The organism is Agromyces sp. NPDC055520 (genome assembly GCF_053619715.1).
In genome coordinates this window covers 26,961-41,683 of sequence record NZ_JBSHJY010000029.1, presented here as the reverse complement: position 1 = coordinate 41,683, position 14,723 = coordinate 26,961, and the positions used below count along the sequence as shown (strand labels likewise).

At 68.5% G+C, this 14,723-nt stretch carries 18 protein-coding genes; 6 read left to right on the top strand and 12 right to left on the bottom strand.

The window, feature by feature from the left end; all coding sequences use genetic code 11:
* Positions 1-44: 44 nt before the first annotated feature.
* The gene (locus tag ACWGST_RS12250) at positions 45-656 is read right to left on the bottom strand and encodes an HdeD family acid-resistance protein (RefSeq protein ID WP_452046944.1); all 612 of its coding nucleotides are present in this window, start codon (positions 654-656) and stop codon (positions 45-47) included.
* A gap of 132 nt (positions 657-788) precedes the next feature.
* On the opposite strand from ACWGST_RS12250, the gene ACWGST_RS12245 reads away from it, so the two are divergent.
* Positions 789-1,493 carry a M23 family metallopeptidase gene (locus ACWGST_RS12245; protein WP_452046943.1) on the top strand — a complete coding sequence of 235 codons (705 nt, stop codon included), beginning with the start codon at positions 789-791 and terminating at the stop codon, positions 1,491-1,493.
* 52 nt (positions 1,494-1,545) lie between these two features.
* A complete protein-coding gene (locus ACWGST_RS12240) occupies positions 1,546-1,956 on the top strand; it encodes a VOC family protein (protein ID WP_452046942.1) in 411 nt (136 codons plus the stop codon).
* A gap of 35 nt (positions 1,957-1,991) precedes the next feature.
* Here the strand turns inward: ACWGST_RS12240 and ACWGST_RS12235 are convergent, their stop codons facing one another.
* From ACWGST_RS12235 to ACWGST_RS12225, 3 genes are all read right to left on the bottom strand, one after another.
* Complete coding sequence (locus ACWGST_RS12235) at positions 1,992-2,216, bottom strand: DsbA family protein (protein WP_452046941.1); 225 nt, start codon at positions 2,214-2,216, stop codon at positions 1,992-1,994.
* Between the two features lie 324 nt (positions 2,217-2,540).
* Positions 2,541-3,692: a M20/M25/M40 family metallo-hydrolase gene (locus tag ACWGST_RS12230; RefSeq protein ID WP_452046940.1), complete on the bottom strand. Its 1,152-nt coding sequence runs from the start codon at positions 3,690-3,692 to the stop codon at positions 2,541-2,543.
* Complete coding sequence (locus tag ACWGST_RS12225; RefSeq protein ID WP_452046939.1) at positions 3,689-4,852, bottom strand: diaminopropionate ammonia-lyase; 1,164 nt, start codon at positions 4,850-4,852, stop codon at positions 3,689-3,691. Before ACWGST_RS12225 ends, ACWGST_RS12230 begins: the two co-directional genes overlap by 4 nt.
* A 189-nt stretch (positions 4,853-5,041) precedes the next feature.
* On the opposite strand from ACWGST_RS12225, the gene ACWGST_RS12220 reads away from it, so the two are divergent.
* Positions 5,042-5,542, top strand: coding sequence for a hypothetical protein (locus tag ACWGST_RS12220; protein ID WP_452046938.1), 501 nt, complete (start codon positions 5,042-5,044; stop codon positions 5,540-5,542).
* 492 nt (positions 5,543-6,034) lie between these two features.
* On the opposite strand, the gene ACWGST_RS12215 is transcribed toward ACWGST_RS12220, so the two are convergent.
* From ACWGST_RS12215 to ACWGST_RS12200, 4 genes are all read right to left on the bottom strand, one after another.
* Positions 6,035-6,262: an RNA-binding S4 domain-containing protein gene (locus ACWGST_RS12215; RefSeq protein WP_452046937.1), complete on the bottom strand. Its 228-nt coding sequence runs from the start codon at positions 6,260-6,262 to the stop codon at positions 6,035-6,037.
* Between the two features lie 183 nt (positions 6,263-6,445).
* Entirely contained in the window at positions 6,446-6,829 is a 384-nt protein-coding gene (locus ACWGST_RS12210; protein ID WP_452046936.1) for an MmcQ/YjbR family DNA-binding protein, read from the bottom strand.
* A gap of 59 nt (positions 6,830-6,888) precedes the next feature.
* Positions 6,889-7,098 carry a hypothetical protein gene (locus ACWGST_RS12205; protein ID WP_452046935.1) on the bottom strand — a complete coding sequence of 70 codons (210 nt, stop codon included), beginning with the start codon at positions 7,096-7,098 and terminating at the stop codon, positions 6,889-6,891.
* A 15-nt stretch (positions 7,099-7,113) separates the two neighbouring features.
* Complete coding sequence (locus ACWGST_RS12200) at positions 7,114-7,446, bottom strand: hypothetical protein (protein WP_452046934.1); 333 nt, start codon at positions 7,444-7,446, stop codon at positions 7,114-7,116.
* Between the two features lie 108 nt (positions 7,447-7,554).
* Here ACWGST_RS12200 and ACWGST_RS12195 point away from each other — a divergent pair, with 108 nt between their 5' ends.
* A complete protein-coding gene (locus ACWGST_RS12195) occupies positions 7,555-8,319 on the top strand; it encodes an SDR family NAD(P)-dependent oxidoreductase (protein ID WP_452046933.1) in 765 nt (254 codons plus the stop codon).
* A 73-nt stretch (positions 8,320-8,392) separates the two neighbouring features.
* On the opposite strand, the gene dhaM is transcribed toward ACWGST_RS12195, so the two are convergent.
* From dhaM to dhaK, 3 genes are read right to left on the bottom strand one after another with little or no spacing between them, the layout of a single operon-like run.
* The gene (gene dhaM, locus ACWGST_RS12190; RefSeq protein ID WP_452046932.1) at positions 8,393-9,157 is read right to left on the bottom strand and encodes a dihydroxyacetone kinase phosphoryl donor subunit DhaM; all 765 of its coding nucleotides are present in this window, start codon (positions 9,155-9,157) and stop codon (positions 8,393-8,395) included.
* A 1-nt stretch (position 9,158) separates the two neighbouring features.
* Positions 9,159-9,806: a dihydroxyacetone kinase subunit DhaL gene (gene dhaL, locus ACWGST_RS12185; protein ID WP_452046931.1), complete on the bottom strand. Its 648-nt coding sequence runs from the start codon at positions 9,804-9,806 to the stop codon at positions 9,159-9,161.
* Positions 9,807-9,830: 24 nt separating this feature from the next.
* Positions 9,831-10,832, bottom strand: coding sequence for a dihydroxyacetone kinase subunit DhaK (gene dhaK, locus ACWGST_RS12180; protein ID WP_452046930.1), 1,002 nt, complete (start codon positions 10,830-10,832; stop codon positions 9,831-9,833).
* 208 nt (positions 10,833-11,040) lie between these two features.
* On the opposite strand from dhaK, the gene ACWGST_RS12175 reads away from it, so the two are divergent.
* The gene (locus tag ACWGST_RS12175; protein WP_452046929.1) at positions 11,041-11,826 is read left to right on the top strand and encodes an MIP/aquaporin family protein; all 786 of its coding nucleotides are present in this window, start codon (positions 11,041-11,043) and stop codon (positions 11,824-11,826) included.
* A 116-nt stretch (positions 11,827-11,942) separates the two neighbouring features.
* Entirely contained in the window at positions 11,943-13,457 is a 1,515-nt protein-coding gene (gene glpK / locus ACWGST_RS12170; RefSeq protein WP_452046928.1) for a glycerol kinase GlpK, read from the top strand.
* 115 nt (positions 13,458-13,572) lie between these two features.
* Here glpK and trpD read toward each other — a convergent pair whose 3' ends face one another.
* Complete coding sequence (gene trpD, locus ACWGST_RS12165; RefSeq protein WP_452046927.1) at positions 13,573-14,625, bottom strand: anthranilate phosphoribosyltransferase; 1,053 nt, start codon at positions 14,623-14,625, stop codon at positions 13,573-13,575.
* Between the last annotated feature and the right edge of the window lie 98 nt (positions 14,626-14,723).

Here is a 14,723-nt window from a genome sequence, read left to right as displayed (position 1 = left end):
CCGCCGAAGCGAATCGCTTCGGCGGGCTTCGTCGTCGGTTCGGGCTACTCCGCGGCGGGCGTGACGCCGCGGCCGAAGGTGAACGCACGCACGATCTGCACGATGCCGAGCACGATCAGGCTGATGCCCGCGATGATGAAGAGCACGACGGCGCCCCAGAGCGGCGAGAACAACAGGATGATGCCCGCGACGATGCTCAGGATGCCGAAGAAGATCGCCCAGCCCCTCGAACCCGCGTCACTCGACTGTGCGAGCGCCACGACCCCCTCGACGATCCAGAGGATGCCGACGAGGATACCGAGGAAGATGCCGAGGAAGACGGCGGACTCGCTCGGGTTGGCGAGTACGATGATGCCGCCGATGATGAACAGCACCCCGAGGATGATGTCGAGTGCCCTGGCGCCGCCCGAGATGCCCTTCGAGAAGATGCCGAGGCCGAGGTAGGCGATGCCGGCGATCAGGAAGTAGATGCCGAACAGCACCGTGATGACCACGGCCGAGTTCTTCGGCCAGAACGTGATCAGCAGGCCGAAGATCAGCGCGACCGCACCGCTGATGCCGAGCGTCGCACGGATGGTGTTGATCGCCGACTTCGTGAGCGACGAAGCGTCGAGCGAGAATGACGCGAAGACCCCGGTGGGTTGCGACGTTGACATGATGAGTCCCTTCCGGCGGCGGGTGCCGCGCACGGTCAGGCTACGACCGCACGTCGCCTGAGTGTTGGATGTGAATCAGCGAGTCGCCGGATGTCGCGGGGTGACGTGTGCATCGTCTGCGAGTATCGGGGGGTGACCGAACCGGCCCCGAGCGACGCAACGCCCACCGCGACCGCGCTCGCCCTTCCGTTCGCGGGGCTGTGGATGGCGCAGAACAGCCCCGCCCGTCGAGTGCCGAGCCACGGGGTCGATCTCTTCGGCGAGCGATACGCGATCGACTTCGTCGCGGTCGACCTGCGGCGACGCTCGTCGGAGCGACGGGACTGGCGCACGATCCTGGCGACCGAGCCGGTCGAGCGGTTCCGCGGCTTCGGGCGGCCCCTGCTCGCCCCGGTCGACGGCGTCGTCGTCGATGTGCACGACGGCGAGCCCGATCACGAGGGCCGGCGTTCGCAGCTCGCGCTCGTGCCGTATGTGTTCGGGCAGGCCGCCCGGCTTCGGCAGGGGATTCATGCGATCGCGGGCAACTCGGTGACGATCGCGCGTTCAGGCGGACGCGCGTTCGTGTCGCTCGCGCACGTGAGGCTCGGCTCGATCAGCGTGGCGGTCGGCGACTCGGTGACGACGGGGCAGGTGATCGCCGAGTGCGGCAACTCGGGCAACTCGACCGAACCCCATGTGCATCTGCAGGTCATGGATCACGCCGATCCAACCGTCGCCGAGGGGCTCCCGCTGACGTTCCGGCACTTCAGGGAGTGGCGACGCGGTTCGACACGAGCGATCGTCGTCGAAACGGGCATCCCCGGGGAGCGGTCCATCGTCGATCCGATCCTCTGAATCGCGCAGGAACAGAGAAGCGGCGCGTGACCGCGACTACTAGCGTGGCGCCATGGGCATCACGATCCACTCGAGTTTCCTGCCGTACACCGACGCCGAGGCATCCGTCGCCTTCTACCGCGACGTGCTGGGATTCGACGTGCACACCGACGTCGAATACGAGGGGATGCGCTGGATCACCGTCGGCCCGGCCGAGCAGCCCGGCATCTCGATCGTCTTGGAGCCCCCGGCGGCCGACCCCGGCGTCACCGACGCGGAGCGCGACCTCATCGTCGAGATGATGGCGAAGGGCACGTATGCGGGGATCCTGCTCGCGACACACGACCTCGATGCCGTGTTCGGCCGCTTGCAGGCGGCCGGCGTCGAGGTCGTTCAAGAGCCGCTCGACCTCGGCTACGGTGTGCGCGACTTCGCGGTGCGCGACCCGGGCGGCAACCTGATCCGAATCCAGGAGGCGAGCTGAGAAGAGCTGCGGCGAGCTGAGACGCGCCGCGGCTGCTACTTCGACGCCGCGATCGCCCGGTCGAGCGCGGCGCGGATGTCGTCGGGCGACGTCAGCGGAATGAGTTCGTCGTCGATGAAGATGGTCGGTGTTCCCTCGGCTCCGAGCGCCACGGCGGCGTCGAAGTCGAACTGCACGCGGGCTTCGGTCGCGGGGTCGGCGACGGCTGCGTCGTAGGCATCCATGTCGAGCCCGAAGTCGGCGGCGTACGTGCGGAACACGTCGGCCTTCGACTCCTGCTGCTCGCCCCAGCCCTCCGATCACGGCGAGTTGGATCTTCGTATGGTTCTTCATCGCCACGGGGGGAGTGGCCTCTCGTGTTCACGGCAGGGCGGATGCCTCGGAGCGCGTCAGCTCCGAGGCATCCGTCGGTCGAATACAGCGTACGGGAGCGGCCTCAGGGAGGCGCTCAGTCTTCGGGAACGGCCCACCCGAACAGCCAGCGCGGACGCTGACCCACATCTTGGTCTCGATGATGACCTCGCCGCGCGCCAGGCGCTGATCTACGTTCGCGCAACAACGGGCAACAAGAGGAGGAGCCGGGGTCATCGGCAGAGCTCGCCGATGCTCCGCTCGAGAACGCGGGTCACGGTGTGCAGCGAGGCGACGTCGACCCACTCCTCTGCGGCGTGCGCGCCGCCACCGTCGACGCCGAACAGCACCGCCGGGATGCTGGCATCGGCGATCAGTGCGCAGTCGGTCCAGAACGGCTCGCCCCGAGTGGTGGCCGGCTCGCCCGTCACCACTTCGATCTGCTCCGCGACGATCCGCACGATCGGGGCATCCTGATCGACGGCGAAGGGTCTGCGGTGCAGCCCGGTGCGGAGCTCGTAGCGGAAGGCGTCGTCGGTGCGTGCGAGCTCGTCGAGGATGCCCCGCACCTCTCGCTCCGTGGTCGCCTCGTCTTCGCCGGGGACGGTTCGGCGCTCGAGCGAGATCGTGCAGCGCGCGGGATAGCTGGAGAATTCGTCGCCGCCGGAGATGAGGGACGCGTGCACATTGCCGGTGCCGAGCAGTGGATGTCGCGGGCCGATCGCGAGCGCCTCGTCGAGCTTCCCGAGCTCGACGAGGAACCGCCCCGCCTTGACGATCGCGTCGACGCCGAGGTCGGGGCGCGAGCCGTGGGCTGCCACGCCGTGCACGTCGACCTCGAACCAGGCGAAGCCCCGGTGCGCGACCACGAGGTCGAGCCCGCTCGGCTCGACGACGATCGCGCCGTCTGCCGAGACGGTTCGCAAGACCTCTTCCGTGCCCGCGCTGCCGTACTCCTCGTCAGCGACCAGGGTGACGATGATGTCGCCCCGATGCGGGCGGGCTGCTGCCGCAGCCGCGGCGACCATGATGGCCGCGACGCCCGACTTCATGTCGTACGCGCCGCGCGCGAAGATCTTGCCGTCGCGGTGCACCGGTGCGAGCCCGTCGCCGTCGTAGCTCGCCAGCGACACCGTATCGAGGTGTCCGTTGAGCATGATGCTGCTCCCGCCGCCGCTGCCCGTCGCGATGGCGACGACGGAGGGGCGGCCGCTACGGGCCTCGAGCAGGCGGACATCGAAGCCGCGCGAGCTCAGCCAATGCACGGTGTACTCGGCGATGCGCGACTCGCCGGCGGCCCCCGGCACGAGGTCGGGATTCGAGGAGTCGATCCGCAGCAGTGCATCGAGGAGTTCGGTGACCTCGCCACGTTGCAGCGCGCTCACGGTGCGTCGCCGCCTTCTGCGTCGCCGGCTTCTGCGGGGAGCGGATTGGCGGCCCGGCCCTCGGTGCTGAACAGCACGAGCACAGATGCCTCGTCGAGTCCGAGCTCGTCACGCCGCTCCGGCGTCGACAGGGCGATGCGAACGCCGGCGAGTGTCGCGGCGCCGCACGGGCCGGCGTCGATCCCGTGCCGTTCGAGATCGTGAACGGCGATCGTCGCCTCGAGCTCGGTCACCGTCGTGGCCGCATCGACGCCGCGGGCCAGGTACGGCCACGCGAGACTCGACGGGGTGCCGCAGTTCAGCCCGGACATGATCGTGTGGCGGGTCGCGACGGTGGTCGGTGCGCCGTTGCGGAGCGACTCGATGATCGCCGGCGCGTTCTCCGACTCGACGGAGAGGACGACGGGAGCCGCGACATCCGACCGGTAATGCCGAACCGCAGCCTGCGCGAAGGAGCCGACTCCTACCGGAACGGCGACCAGGTCGGGGCCGTCGGAGCCGACACCGGCGGCTGCGAGCTGGTGGTCGACCTCGCGGAACAGCGTGGAGTAGCCGTCGACGATCCACTGCGGCACGTCGACGTAGCCGGGCCAAGCCGTGTCTTGGATGACGATCTCGTCAGCCCCCTTCGCGGCAGCGACGCGAGCCATCTCGGCCACCACGTCGTCGTACGGCAGGTCGAGTTCGACGGTGGTCGCGCCCTCATCGGCGATCGCCTGTTTCGCGGCATCCGTCAACCCTGCCGGATAGAAGACGGTGGCCCGAACACCCAGCAGCCTGGCTACATGGGCCACGGCACGGCCATGATTGCCGTCGGTGGCGGCGGTCAGCCCGAGCGACGGATCGCGCGTCGCCCGATCGGCGAGCTCGGGAAGGCTCAGTGCGACGTCGGGGGAGCCGTACCTCGACGACAACGCACGGGAGACAGCGTAGGAGGCACCGAGGATCTTGAAGGCCGGCAGCTCCATTCGTGACGACTCGTCCTTGACGAAGACGCGTCCGACACCCAGTTCTTCTGCAAGAGCGGGATCCTCGACCAGCGGCGTCTCGGTGTAGGCGGGAATCGAGCGATGGAATGCGAGCACGTCGTCGCTGATCGGCTCGTTTCGCCATGCTCGGGCTTCAGGATGCGTGAACCAGGGTCGTGTGGGGGAGTGCATGTCGACCATCCTGTCGGCTTCTGGTGCTTCTGTCTCGTGCGCGGCTCGCTCGTGATCAGGGCGTGTGACCGCTCGCGGGTTCGTGGTGGAGCCAAGGAGTGGACTCTGGCGTCGAACGGGTGATATCGGTTCCAGAACGATGCCGCGGGCAGCTTTCGCAGTGCGTGACGAGCAGGGCAGACTGCCGACATGGATACATCAGTGGCCAGTAGCCTTCCGCGGGCCACACGAACTCGAGCCTGGTGGCCACCGGTCGCGACCGGTGCCGCCTCGATCTATGCGCTCGCACTGATCGCACCTGTCGGCGAGATCTGTTCGGCGGTGTACCCGAGCGTGTGCGCTCCGGAGACGCGTGAGTCTGTCGCAGTGCAGAGCGTGCTGATTCTGCTCGTCGTCGTCGCTGCCGGGCTCATCCTGCTCGCGCTCGTCGGTTCGGCGCGACGACGCACCGTGAGCCGTTGGGTAACGGCCGGAATCGTGGTGGCGGGGGTGATTCTGTTCGGAAGGACACTGCTGTTCACAGGGTTCGGCTTGTCGCCGATCCCGCGGATCGATGCATCATTGACGACGCCGCTGATCCTCACGGCTGTGTCTGCCGTGATTGCCGTGATCGGTTGGGTCCTCGACAGCCACGTCCAGTCAGTCTCGCCAACGGTCAGTCATTCGATCCTTCGCGTGGGTCAGGTGTGACTCCTGGCCAGCGGCGCGTGGTTGCTCCTCTGGAGCACCTTCTTCATCCAGCAGTGATCTGTGGGTTACGCCAACGGACATAATCTATGCGGGCTGTCCAGTGGTTGCGTACCGGAACTTGCGGAGCAGACCTGATCAGTTCGTCAACCTGAATCGGCTGACGCGCCCTGCCGCTTGCAGGCGTCGCGAGTCGTTCTCGTGAGTTCGCTACGACAGAACCAACGCGAATTGGCTCTCGTTGAACATGGCGTCGCCGGTCGCAGGATGCATCCGGACGGCCCGAGCGCGTGTGCGCCGATAATGCACATTATGTCCGACTGGCGGGCCGAGGAGGCCGCTCCGTGGTCCACGGATCGCTCCGTGCTCCAGGCCTGGGCGCGTGATCAGCGCGGCATCCAGCCCGCCGATGCGTCACAAGCCAGTCCTCCACCTGGCACGACCAGGCACTCGGAGCGAGGTGCTGGCGATCCTAGATCCGCCGCATCGGTAGCCTCACGGGCACACGCGCACCCTGCGTCCATCGAAACTGACGATGTCACCGAGCTGCAGCTGGCGCCCTCGACGGCGATCGATCTCGCCGTTCACAGCCACCTCGCCGTCGATGATTGCCTCTTTCACGTCTCCACCGGAGTCGAGGAGCCCAGCGAACTTCAGAAATTGCCCGAGGCGAATGACCTCGCCACCGATCTGGACGTCGTCGATCGGAGCTGGATTCGTCATCCCCGAATGCTAGTAGACCAGGTGCACGAGTTGGTCCGGACGCACACTTGGAGCTCGAGTGCACGAGTAGGCGCGTCGTTCAACCGGCTAGCGTTGCGCTTACTGATCAACGGGTCCACTCCCCTGCCTCGGTCGAGTCACGTCCAGATGAGTCGTCGGCAACACGCGCCCACGATAGGAACCCTACGACTCATCGTGCGAGCGCACGAGGTACTTCGGCGCCTGCACCCGCCAGGCATCGGTCACGAGTTCGGCGAGATGAGCCAGGTCGAGACCGGCCATGCGGAACGCGATCTTCGGCTCGCCCCAGGCGGTCGTCGTGCGCAGGAATACGTCTGGCGCCATCTGGATCAAGGCGAGGGCATCGAGCGGATCGGCGACTTTCACCCCGACGACGAGTTCGCTCGCGATGATCTCGCGCATGTCTGCCGGAATGCTCGGCCACGGATGACACTCCCACGCGAACAACTTGTTGCGAACGAACCACGCGGCACCGCCCGTCGTGGCGCGCTCTCCACTGCCGGGCAACGCGGCTGCGACCCGGCGCACGTCGTCGAGAGTGGCCACGAGTCGAGCCTATTCCGCACCCCCGACAACTTGTCCGCGTCGACTACCTCGCCGGCAGGCTACTCGTCGGCGCCGTCGACGACGGCATTCACGTCCTGTCGAGCGCGCCGCTGCTGCCAGCGAACCCCGCGTGCGAGCAGAGAAGTGGGCACGAATCGCGGGTCGTCGTGATGCAGCAGCTCAGTGCGCACCGCACGAATGGCGAGAGGAATGCACAGCACGATCCCGATGACTGCGCTCCACGCGAGGAAGTCCAGAGCGAATTGCATCGGCAGAGGCCTGCCTCAGTCGTTCGCGTGACGCTCGGTGTACTTCTCGAGCCGCCGGCCCGTTGCCGGCATGCCGAGTTCGTTGTACGGCCCCGTGACCTCGTGCTCGGGCAGCCGCTCGTCGGTCGGGCAGACCAGCACGGTGTTGGGCGTCGAATGATCGATGAAGTGCTCGAACATCGGGTGTCCGCAGATCGGGCACGCCTTGCCGTCGGTCGGCTCGAGCGGCGCCTCGTTCGTCGGGTTCGGGGGGTTGCCGAACGCGGGCTCCAACGCCCGTTCGACCCGTTCGAAGAAGTGGGTGAATGCGTTGCCGTCTTCTCGGCTCGCTTCGTCACGTGCCATCATGCGCCTGATCGTACGCCCCGTTCACGCTTCGGCGCCAGCACTCCCGCGCGCGCCGAACGCCCGGCACTCTCCTGACTGACGGCCGGGCGACCGGAATAGGCTGAGGGCATGACGGATGCCGCAGCCACACGCCAGGTCACGATCATCACGGGTGCGAGCCGGGGAATCGGTGCTGCGATCGCCGAACGCCTCGCCGCAGACGGCCATGATCTCGTGCTCACATACCGTGAGCGACGCGACGAGGCCGATGCGGTCGCACGGCGATGCGCGGCATCCGGCGCCCGGGTGCTGTTGCTCCAGATCGACCTCGCCGATCTCACGGCTGCGGCCACCGTGGTTCCCACGGCGATCGCCGAGTTCGGCCGGGTCTCGGGCCTCGTCAACAACGCCGGCATCACAGGGCGCATCGGCGGGTTCCTCGATGCGACGCTCGACGAGAGCGAAGAGCTGTTCCGAGTGAACGTGCTCGCGCCCATCGTGCTCACGCGCGCCGCGATCGCGCACATGGCGACCGATCGCGGCGGGGCGGGCGGCAGCATCGTCAACATCTCCTCGGGCGCGGCCCGCAGCGGTGCCCCGAACACGTACATCCCCTACGCCATGAGCAAGGCGGCGCTCAACGCGCTCACGACTGGTGCGGCGAAGGAGTTCGGCCCTGTCGGCGTGCGAGTCAACACGGTCTCCCCCGGCACGACGCATACCGAGATCCACGCTGCGGCGGGTCGCCCCAACGCGCCAGCAGAGCGGGCGCCGAACATTCCGATGCGCCGGGCAGGCGAGCCGCACGAGATCGCGGGCGCGGTCGCCTACCTCTTCTCAGCGGATGCCTCGTACACCTCGGGTGCCGACATCCGGGTCGCCGGCGGCAACTGATCCGCGGCGCGATCGAACCCGACGGCAGCACCGTCGGGCCAGATCGCGCCGATCACGCCGATCGCGCCGGTCGTCAGGCCTCGCCGAAACCCGACTCCGCAAGTGCCGCCAAGGCGTCGACCGCCTCGCGACCGCTGAGGTCGCCGCTCGCGATCTCGACCTCGGCGCCCTTCGTGAGGCCGAGCGACATGATGCCGAGCAGGCTCTTGGCGTCGGTTCCGTTGACGGTCACCTTCTGCGGGAACGTACTCGCGAGTCTGACCAGCTCGGCGGCCGGTCGCGCATGCAGACCGTCTGAATTCACGAGACGGATGCTTCGGGCATAGCCGGATGTCGCGGGCGACGCGTGCCGCGCGGCATCCGTCGACACCGTGTTCGTCGGCCCCGCGCCCGCCGTACCGTCCATGCCGGGCACCGCACCGGCCGCGACCCCTCCCCCGTCGCCCGCCCAGCGGGCCGACTCGGCGGCCGCCACGACGAGGTCGAGGGTGTCGCCCGATTCCGCGGCGACCGCGGCAGCGACCCCGCCTTCGACGAGCGGCGCATCGACGATGCGCACGCGATCGCGCACCTCGTCGTCGAGGAAGTCGAGGGCGGTCTCGGCCGTGAGGATCGCGGACCCGAGATCGCACAGCACGACGACGCCCGCCCCGGAGTCGGCCGCCGCGATGCCGGCCGACACGAGGTCGAAACTCGTGCCGATGCGGCCGTCGTCGGTGCCGCCGGCGGCGAAGAGCGTCGCCGTCGGCGCCATCTGCCGGGCGAGCTGCACGAGGCCGTCGGCGATGCCCGCCGAGTGCGAGACGAAGACGACGCCGACCTTGCCGGGCGTGCCCATCTCAGGCCCCCGCTGAGGCCGCCGCTGCGTCGGCCGCCGCTCGGATGAGGAGAGCGCTCGATTCGGCGCCGGGATCGCGATGCCCGGCCGAACGCTCGCCGAGGTAGCTCGCGCGGCCCTTGCGGGCGACGAGCGGCTCGGTGGCGACGGCTCCGGCCTCGGCCGCGTCGGCAGCGGCGGCGAACACGCCGGCCGCGTCGGTACCCGCCGCCGCCGCGGCATCCGCCGCTTCGACGGCGGGCGTCAACGCATCGACCATCGTCTTGTCGCCCGACTCGGCCTTGCCGCGCATGACGACGCCGTCGCGCGCAGCCGTGAGAATCGCCGCGATCGCGGGCCCGTCGAGCGACACGGCGCTGCCGGCCGCCGCGGCCGCCTTCAGGTAGGCGGTGCCGTAGAGCGGGCCGGCCGCGCCGCCGACCGTCGAGATCAGCGTCGTCGCGACGAGCTTCAGCACATCACCGGGAGTCGAGCCCGCGGCGAGGTCGTCGAGCTTCGGCAGCACAGCCTGGAAGCCCCGATCCATGTTCTCGCCATGGTCGCCGTCGCCGATCTCGCGATCGAGCGTGATCAGCTCGACGCGGTGCTCGGAGATGACCTGTGCGCTCCGTCTGACCCAGTCCACTGCCCAGGTGATGTCCAATCCCACCGAGATTCCCCCTTCGATCGTTCTCTATCGTCCCCACCGCAGTGCAGCCGTCTGCACCGGAGCGTCCCACAATTCGATCATCTCGTCGTCGAGCTTCAGCAAGGTGATCGACATGCCCTGCATCTCGAGCGCCGTGATGAAGTTGCCGACGAGCGAGCGGGCGATCAGGATGCCGCGCTCTTCGAGCACTTCCGCTGCCCGACGATACGCGAGATACAGCTCGATCTGCGGCGTGCCGCCCATGCCGTTGACGAACAGCAGGGTGCGTTCGCCGCGCTCGTACGGCAGATCCTCGAGGATCGGCTCGAGCAGGCGGTCGACGAGGCGGTCGGCGGGTTCGAGCTTGATGCGCTCGCGGCCCGGCTCGCCGTGGATGCCGATGCCGATCTCGATCTCGTCTTCGGCGAGGGTGAAGCTCGGCTCGCCCGCGTGCGGCACGATGCACGGCGTCAGGGCGAGGCCCATCGAGCGGGCGTTGGCGTTGACGCGTTCGGCGACCGTTGCCACCTCGTCGAGCGAGTCGCCGCGCTGGGCCGCGGCGCCGGCGATCTTCTCGACGAGCACGGTGCCTGCGACGCCGCGCCGACCCGCGGTGTAGAGCGAGTCCTTGACGGCGACATCGTCGTCGGTGATAACGGCGCGCACGTCGATGCCGTCGGCCGCGGCCAGGTCGGCGGCGGTCTCGAAGTTCAGCACATCGCCCGTGTAGTTCTTCACGATGTGCAGCACACCGGCGCCGCCGTCGACCGCCTTCGTTGCGGCGAGGATCGGGTCGGGCGTGGGCGAGGTGAACACCGCGCCGGGCACGGCGGCGTCGAGCATGCCGAACCCCACATAGCCGGCGTGCAGCGGTTCGTGTCCGCTGCCGCCCCCGCTCACGATGCCGACCTTGCCGGCGATCGGCGCATCGGCGCGCACGACGTGGATCGGCTCGAACTCGACGCGCACGAGATCGGCGTGGGCCATCCCGAACCCGGCGACCGATTCGTCGACGACCCGCTTCGGATCATTGATGATCTTCTTCACGACATCCCTTCCCCTCAGCTGCCGGACGCCGTGCAGCCGTGCATCGACGCCGACGCAGCACTCCCCCGCCAACCTACGCCCGACGCGCGCTCAACCGTAAGGGGTCGAGCCGAATCTCACCCGCCCCATTCCCCGCCACGGTCGGTCTGAGTATCGTTGGCAGTGTTCCGCCCCTGGGCGACGCCCACCGGGCTAGCGAAAAGGATGGATGGTCAACGTGGACAATCTCGGAGTGCTGTTCCTCAGCGAGCTCGTCGGTACCGCGATGCTCGTGCTCCTCGGCTGCGGTGTGGTGGCGAACGTCGCCCTCGCCAAGACGAAGGGCTTCAACGGCGGGTTCCTCATGGTGACGATCGGCTGGGGCCTCGCGGTCTTCGCCGGTGTCATCGTCGCGTACGCCTCTGGCGCGCACATCAACCCGGCCGTCACCCTCGGTCTCGTGGCCAACGGCGCCACGGAGTTCGGCAACGCGAACCTCGGCCTCACGGTGCCGGTCGATGCACTTTCGGTGAGCGCCTACATCGGCGCCCAGCTCATCGGAGCGATCATCGGTGCGGTCTTCGTCTGGCTCGCATACAAGCAGCACTTCGACGCGGAGCCGCAGGCGGCGTCGAAGCTCGGCGTCTTCTCGACGGGCCCCGGCATCCGCAACTACGGCTGGAACTTCGTGACCGAGGTCATCGGCACCTTCGTGCTGGTCTTCGTCGTGATCGGCTTCGGCGGCGGCCGCCAGGGCGACGGCGGCCTCGCTGCTCTCGGCGCCCTGCCCGTGGCACTGCTCGTGATCGGCATCGGCGTCTCGCTCGGTGGCCCGACCGGGTATGCGATCAACCCGGCCCGTGACCTCGGCCCGCGCATCGCACACGCCATCCTGCCGATCCACGGCAAGGGCGGCAGCGACTGGTCGTACTCGTGGGTGCCGGTATTCGGCCCGATCGTCGGCGGCCTGCTCGCAGGATGGCTCGCGATCCCGCTCCTGCCCATCATCACCTGATTCGTCGGGGGCCGGTCCGTCGGGCCGGCCCCGACTCATCGGCCGACCGCGGCTGACACCGCTGACACCGCCGACCATCGCCGGTTCGACCGGCAGAGCAGATTGAGAGAAAACGAATGGCCGACTACATCCTCGCGATCGACCAGGGCACGACCTCGTCGCGCGCGATCATCTTCGACAAGGCCGGATCGATCGTCTCGACCGGCCAGCTCGAGCACGAGCAGATCTTCCCCCAAGCGGGCTGGGTCGAGCACAACGCCACCCAGATCTGGGACAACACGCGCGAGGTGATCGGTCAGGCCCTCTCGAAGGCGAGCCTGACCCGGCACGAGATCGCCGCGGTGGGCATCACGAACCAGCGCGAGACCGCGGTGGTCTGGGACAAGACCACCGGCCGGCCCGTGTACAACGCGATCGTGTGGCAAGACACCCGCACGCAGCCGATCGTCGACCGGCTCGCGGCCGACGGCGGCGTCGAGCGGTTCAAGCAGCAGGTGGGCCTGCCGCTGGCGACCTACTTCTCGGGCACGAAGATCGTGTGGATCCTCGAGAACGTGCCCGGCGCACGCGAGAAGGCCGAGGCCGGCGACCTGCTGTTCGGCACGACCGACAGCTGGGTGCTGTGGAACCTGACGGGCGGCGTCGATGGCGGCGTGCACGCGACCGACGTGACGAACGCGTCGCGCACGATGTTCATGGACCTCGAGACCCTCGCGTGGGACGACGAGATCCTCGCTGCGTTCGGCGTGCCGAAATCGATGCTCCCCGAGATCAAGTCCTCCTCCGAGATCTACGGCACCGTGCACGGCTCGAGCCTCCTCCGCGAGGTGCCGGTCGCCGGCATCCTCGGCGATCAGCAGGCCGCGACTTTCGGCCAGGCGGCGTTCGATGCCGGCGAATCGAAGAACACCTACGGCACCGGCAACTTCCTGATCTTCAACACCGGTGAGGAGATCGTCCACTCCAAGAACGGGCTGCTCACCACGCTCGGCTACAAGCTCGGCGACGATGCACCGCACTACGCGCTCGAGGGTTCGATCGCGGTCACCGGGTCGCTGATCCAGTGGCTCCGCGACAACCTGGGCCTCTTCTCGAGCGCACCCGAGGTCGAGGCGCTCGCCAAGACCGTCGACGACAACGGCGGCGCGTACTTCGTGCCGGCGTTCTCGGGCCTGTTCGCGCCGTACTGGCGGCCCGACGCCCGCGGTGCACTCGTCGGCCTCACGAGGTTCGTGAACAAGGGCCACATCGCGCGCGCCGCCCTCGAGGCGACGGCCTTCCAGACGCGCGAGGTGCTGGACGCCGTGAACGCAGACTCGGGAGTCGACCTCACCGAACTCAAGGTCGACGGCGGCATGATCGCCAACAACACGCTCATGCAGTTCCAAGCCGACATCCTCGGCGTGCCGGTCGTGCGGCCCGTCGTCGCCGAGACGACCGCGCTCGGCGCGGCGTACGCGGCGGGCCTCGCGGTCGGCTTCTGGTCGAGCCTCGACGAGCTGCGCGCCAACTGGCAGGAGGACTCGCGCTGGACCCCGTCGATGGATCCGGCCGAGCGCGACCGTCAGATCAGACTGTGGAAGAAGGCGGTCACGAAGACCTTCGACTGGGTCGACGACGACGTGAGGTGATCGAAGCGACCGGATGCCGCGGCGGAATCGGACTCGGTTCCGTCGCGGCGTCCCGTGCCTGATCTGCCTGGCGCCTGGTCGGGCGAGCCGCTTGGATCGAACCGGCCGCGCCCGCTCACGACCGCGTTGCCGCGATCCACTCGTCGAGCTTGCGGGCGGCGGCGCCGCTGTCGATGGACGCTTCTGCGATGGCGATCTTCTCGGTGAACCGTTCGAGGATCGCTCGCTGGAACTGGCTCGGATCCTTCGCCAGCTCGAACGAGACGAGACCGGCGGCCGCGTTCAGCACGACGATGTCGCGTACCGGGCCGCGGGCTCCGCCGAGCACCTCGTGCACGATGCCCGCATTGTGCTCGGCGCCGCCGCCGGCGAGCTGGTCGATCGTCGCGCGGGCGATGCCGAGGTCGCGCGGGTCGAGGTCATGCTCCTTCACGGTGCCGAGCGAAACCTCCCACACGTGGCTGTGACCGGTCGTCGTGAGCTCGTCGAGGCCGTCGTCGCCGCGGAAGACCAACGCGGTCGCACCCCGGGTCTGGAAGACGCCGACGATGAGCGGCACCCGGTCGAGCTGCGCGACACCGACGGCGGAGGCCTCGGGGCGGGCGGGGTTCACGAGCGGGCCGAGGAAGTTGAAGACCGTCGGTACGCCGAGCTCGGCGCGCACGCGCCCCGCGTGACGGAACCCTGGATGGAACGCCGCGGCATAGGCGAAGGTGATGCCCGCCTCGCCGAGCACGCTCGCGACGCGCTCGGCAGGCAGCTCGAGATCGAGGCCGAGGGCGGCCAGCACGTCCGACGAACCCGAGGACGAGCTCGCCGCGCGGTTGCCGTGCTTGATGACCGGCACGCCGGAAGCCGCGGCGACGATCGATGCCATCGTCGACACGTTGACCGTGCCGAACCGGTCGCCGCCGGTGCCCACGATGTCGAGCGCCATCGGGTCGACGGGCAACGCCACCGCGTGTTCGAGGATCGCGTCGCGGAAGCCCACGATCTCGTCGACGGTCTCCCCCTTGACGCGGAGCGCGATGAGGAATCCGGCCAGCTGTGCCTCGCTGATCGCACCCGTCATGACCTGTTCCATGCACCACGCGGCATCCGAAACACTCAGATCGGCACCCTCGAGGAGGGAATTCAACATGTCTGGCCAGTTCTGTGCTGCGGGCATGGGTCGATCCTAGCGGCGGGATTCACGGCGAATTCGCGGCCTTCGCACAGCGGAACTTAGGCTTGCCTTACTCGACGGGAACGACACGACTCCTCCGG

Bases quoted from the DNA above. Each gene is read 5' to 3' on its own strand.
- ACWGST_RS12250 (WP_452046944.1), bottom strand. From the start codon at position 656: ATGTCAACGTCGCAACCCACCGGGGTCTTCGCGTCATTCTCGCTCGAC.
- ACWGST_RS12225 (WP_452046939.1), bottom strand. From the start codon at position 4,852: ATGCACTCCCCCACACGACCCTGGTTCACGCATCCTGAAGCCCGAGCA.
- ACWGST_RS12240 (WP_452046942.1), top strand. From the start codon at position 1,546: ATGGGCATCACGATCCACTCGAGTTTCCTGCCGTACACCGACGCCGAG.
- ACWGST_RS12215 (WP_452046937.1), bottom strand. From the start codon at position 6,262: ATGACGAATCCAGCTCCGATCGACGACGTCCAGATCGGTGGCGAGGTC.
- ACWGST_RS12205 (WP_452046935.1), bottom strand. From the start codon at position 7,098: ATGCAATTCGCTCTGGACTTCCTCGCGTGGAGCGCAGTCATCGGGATC.
- dhaM (WP_452046932.1), bottom strand. From the start codon at position 9,157: ATGGGCACGCCCGGCAAGGTCGGCGTCGTCTTCGTCTCGCACTCGGCG.
- ACWGST_RS12195 (WP_452046933.1), top strand. From the start codon at position 7,555: ATGACGGATGCCGCAGCCACACGCCAGGTCACGATCATCACGGGTGCG.
- ACWGST_RS12200 (WP_452046934.1), bottom strand. From the start codon at position 7,446: ATGATGGCACGTGACGAAGCGAGCCGAGAAGACGGCAACGCATTCACC.
- ACWGST_RS12220 (WP_452046938.1), top strand. From the start codon at position 5,042: ATGGATACATCAGTGGCCAGTAGCCTTCCGCGGGCCACACGAACTCGA.
- trpD (WP_452046927.1), bottom strand. From the start codon at position 14,625: ATGCCCGCAGCACAGAACTGGCCAGACATGTTGAATTCCCTCCTCGAG.
- ACWGST_RS12175 (WP_452046929.1), top strand. From the start codon at position 11,041: ATGGTCAACGTGGACAATCTCGGAGTGCTGTTCCTCAGCGAGCTCGTC.
- glpK (WP_452046928.1), top strand. From the start codon at position 11,943: ATGGCCGACTACATCCTCGCGATCGACCAGGGCACGACCTCGTCGCGC.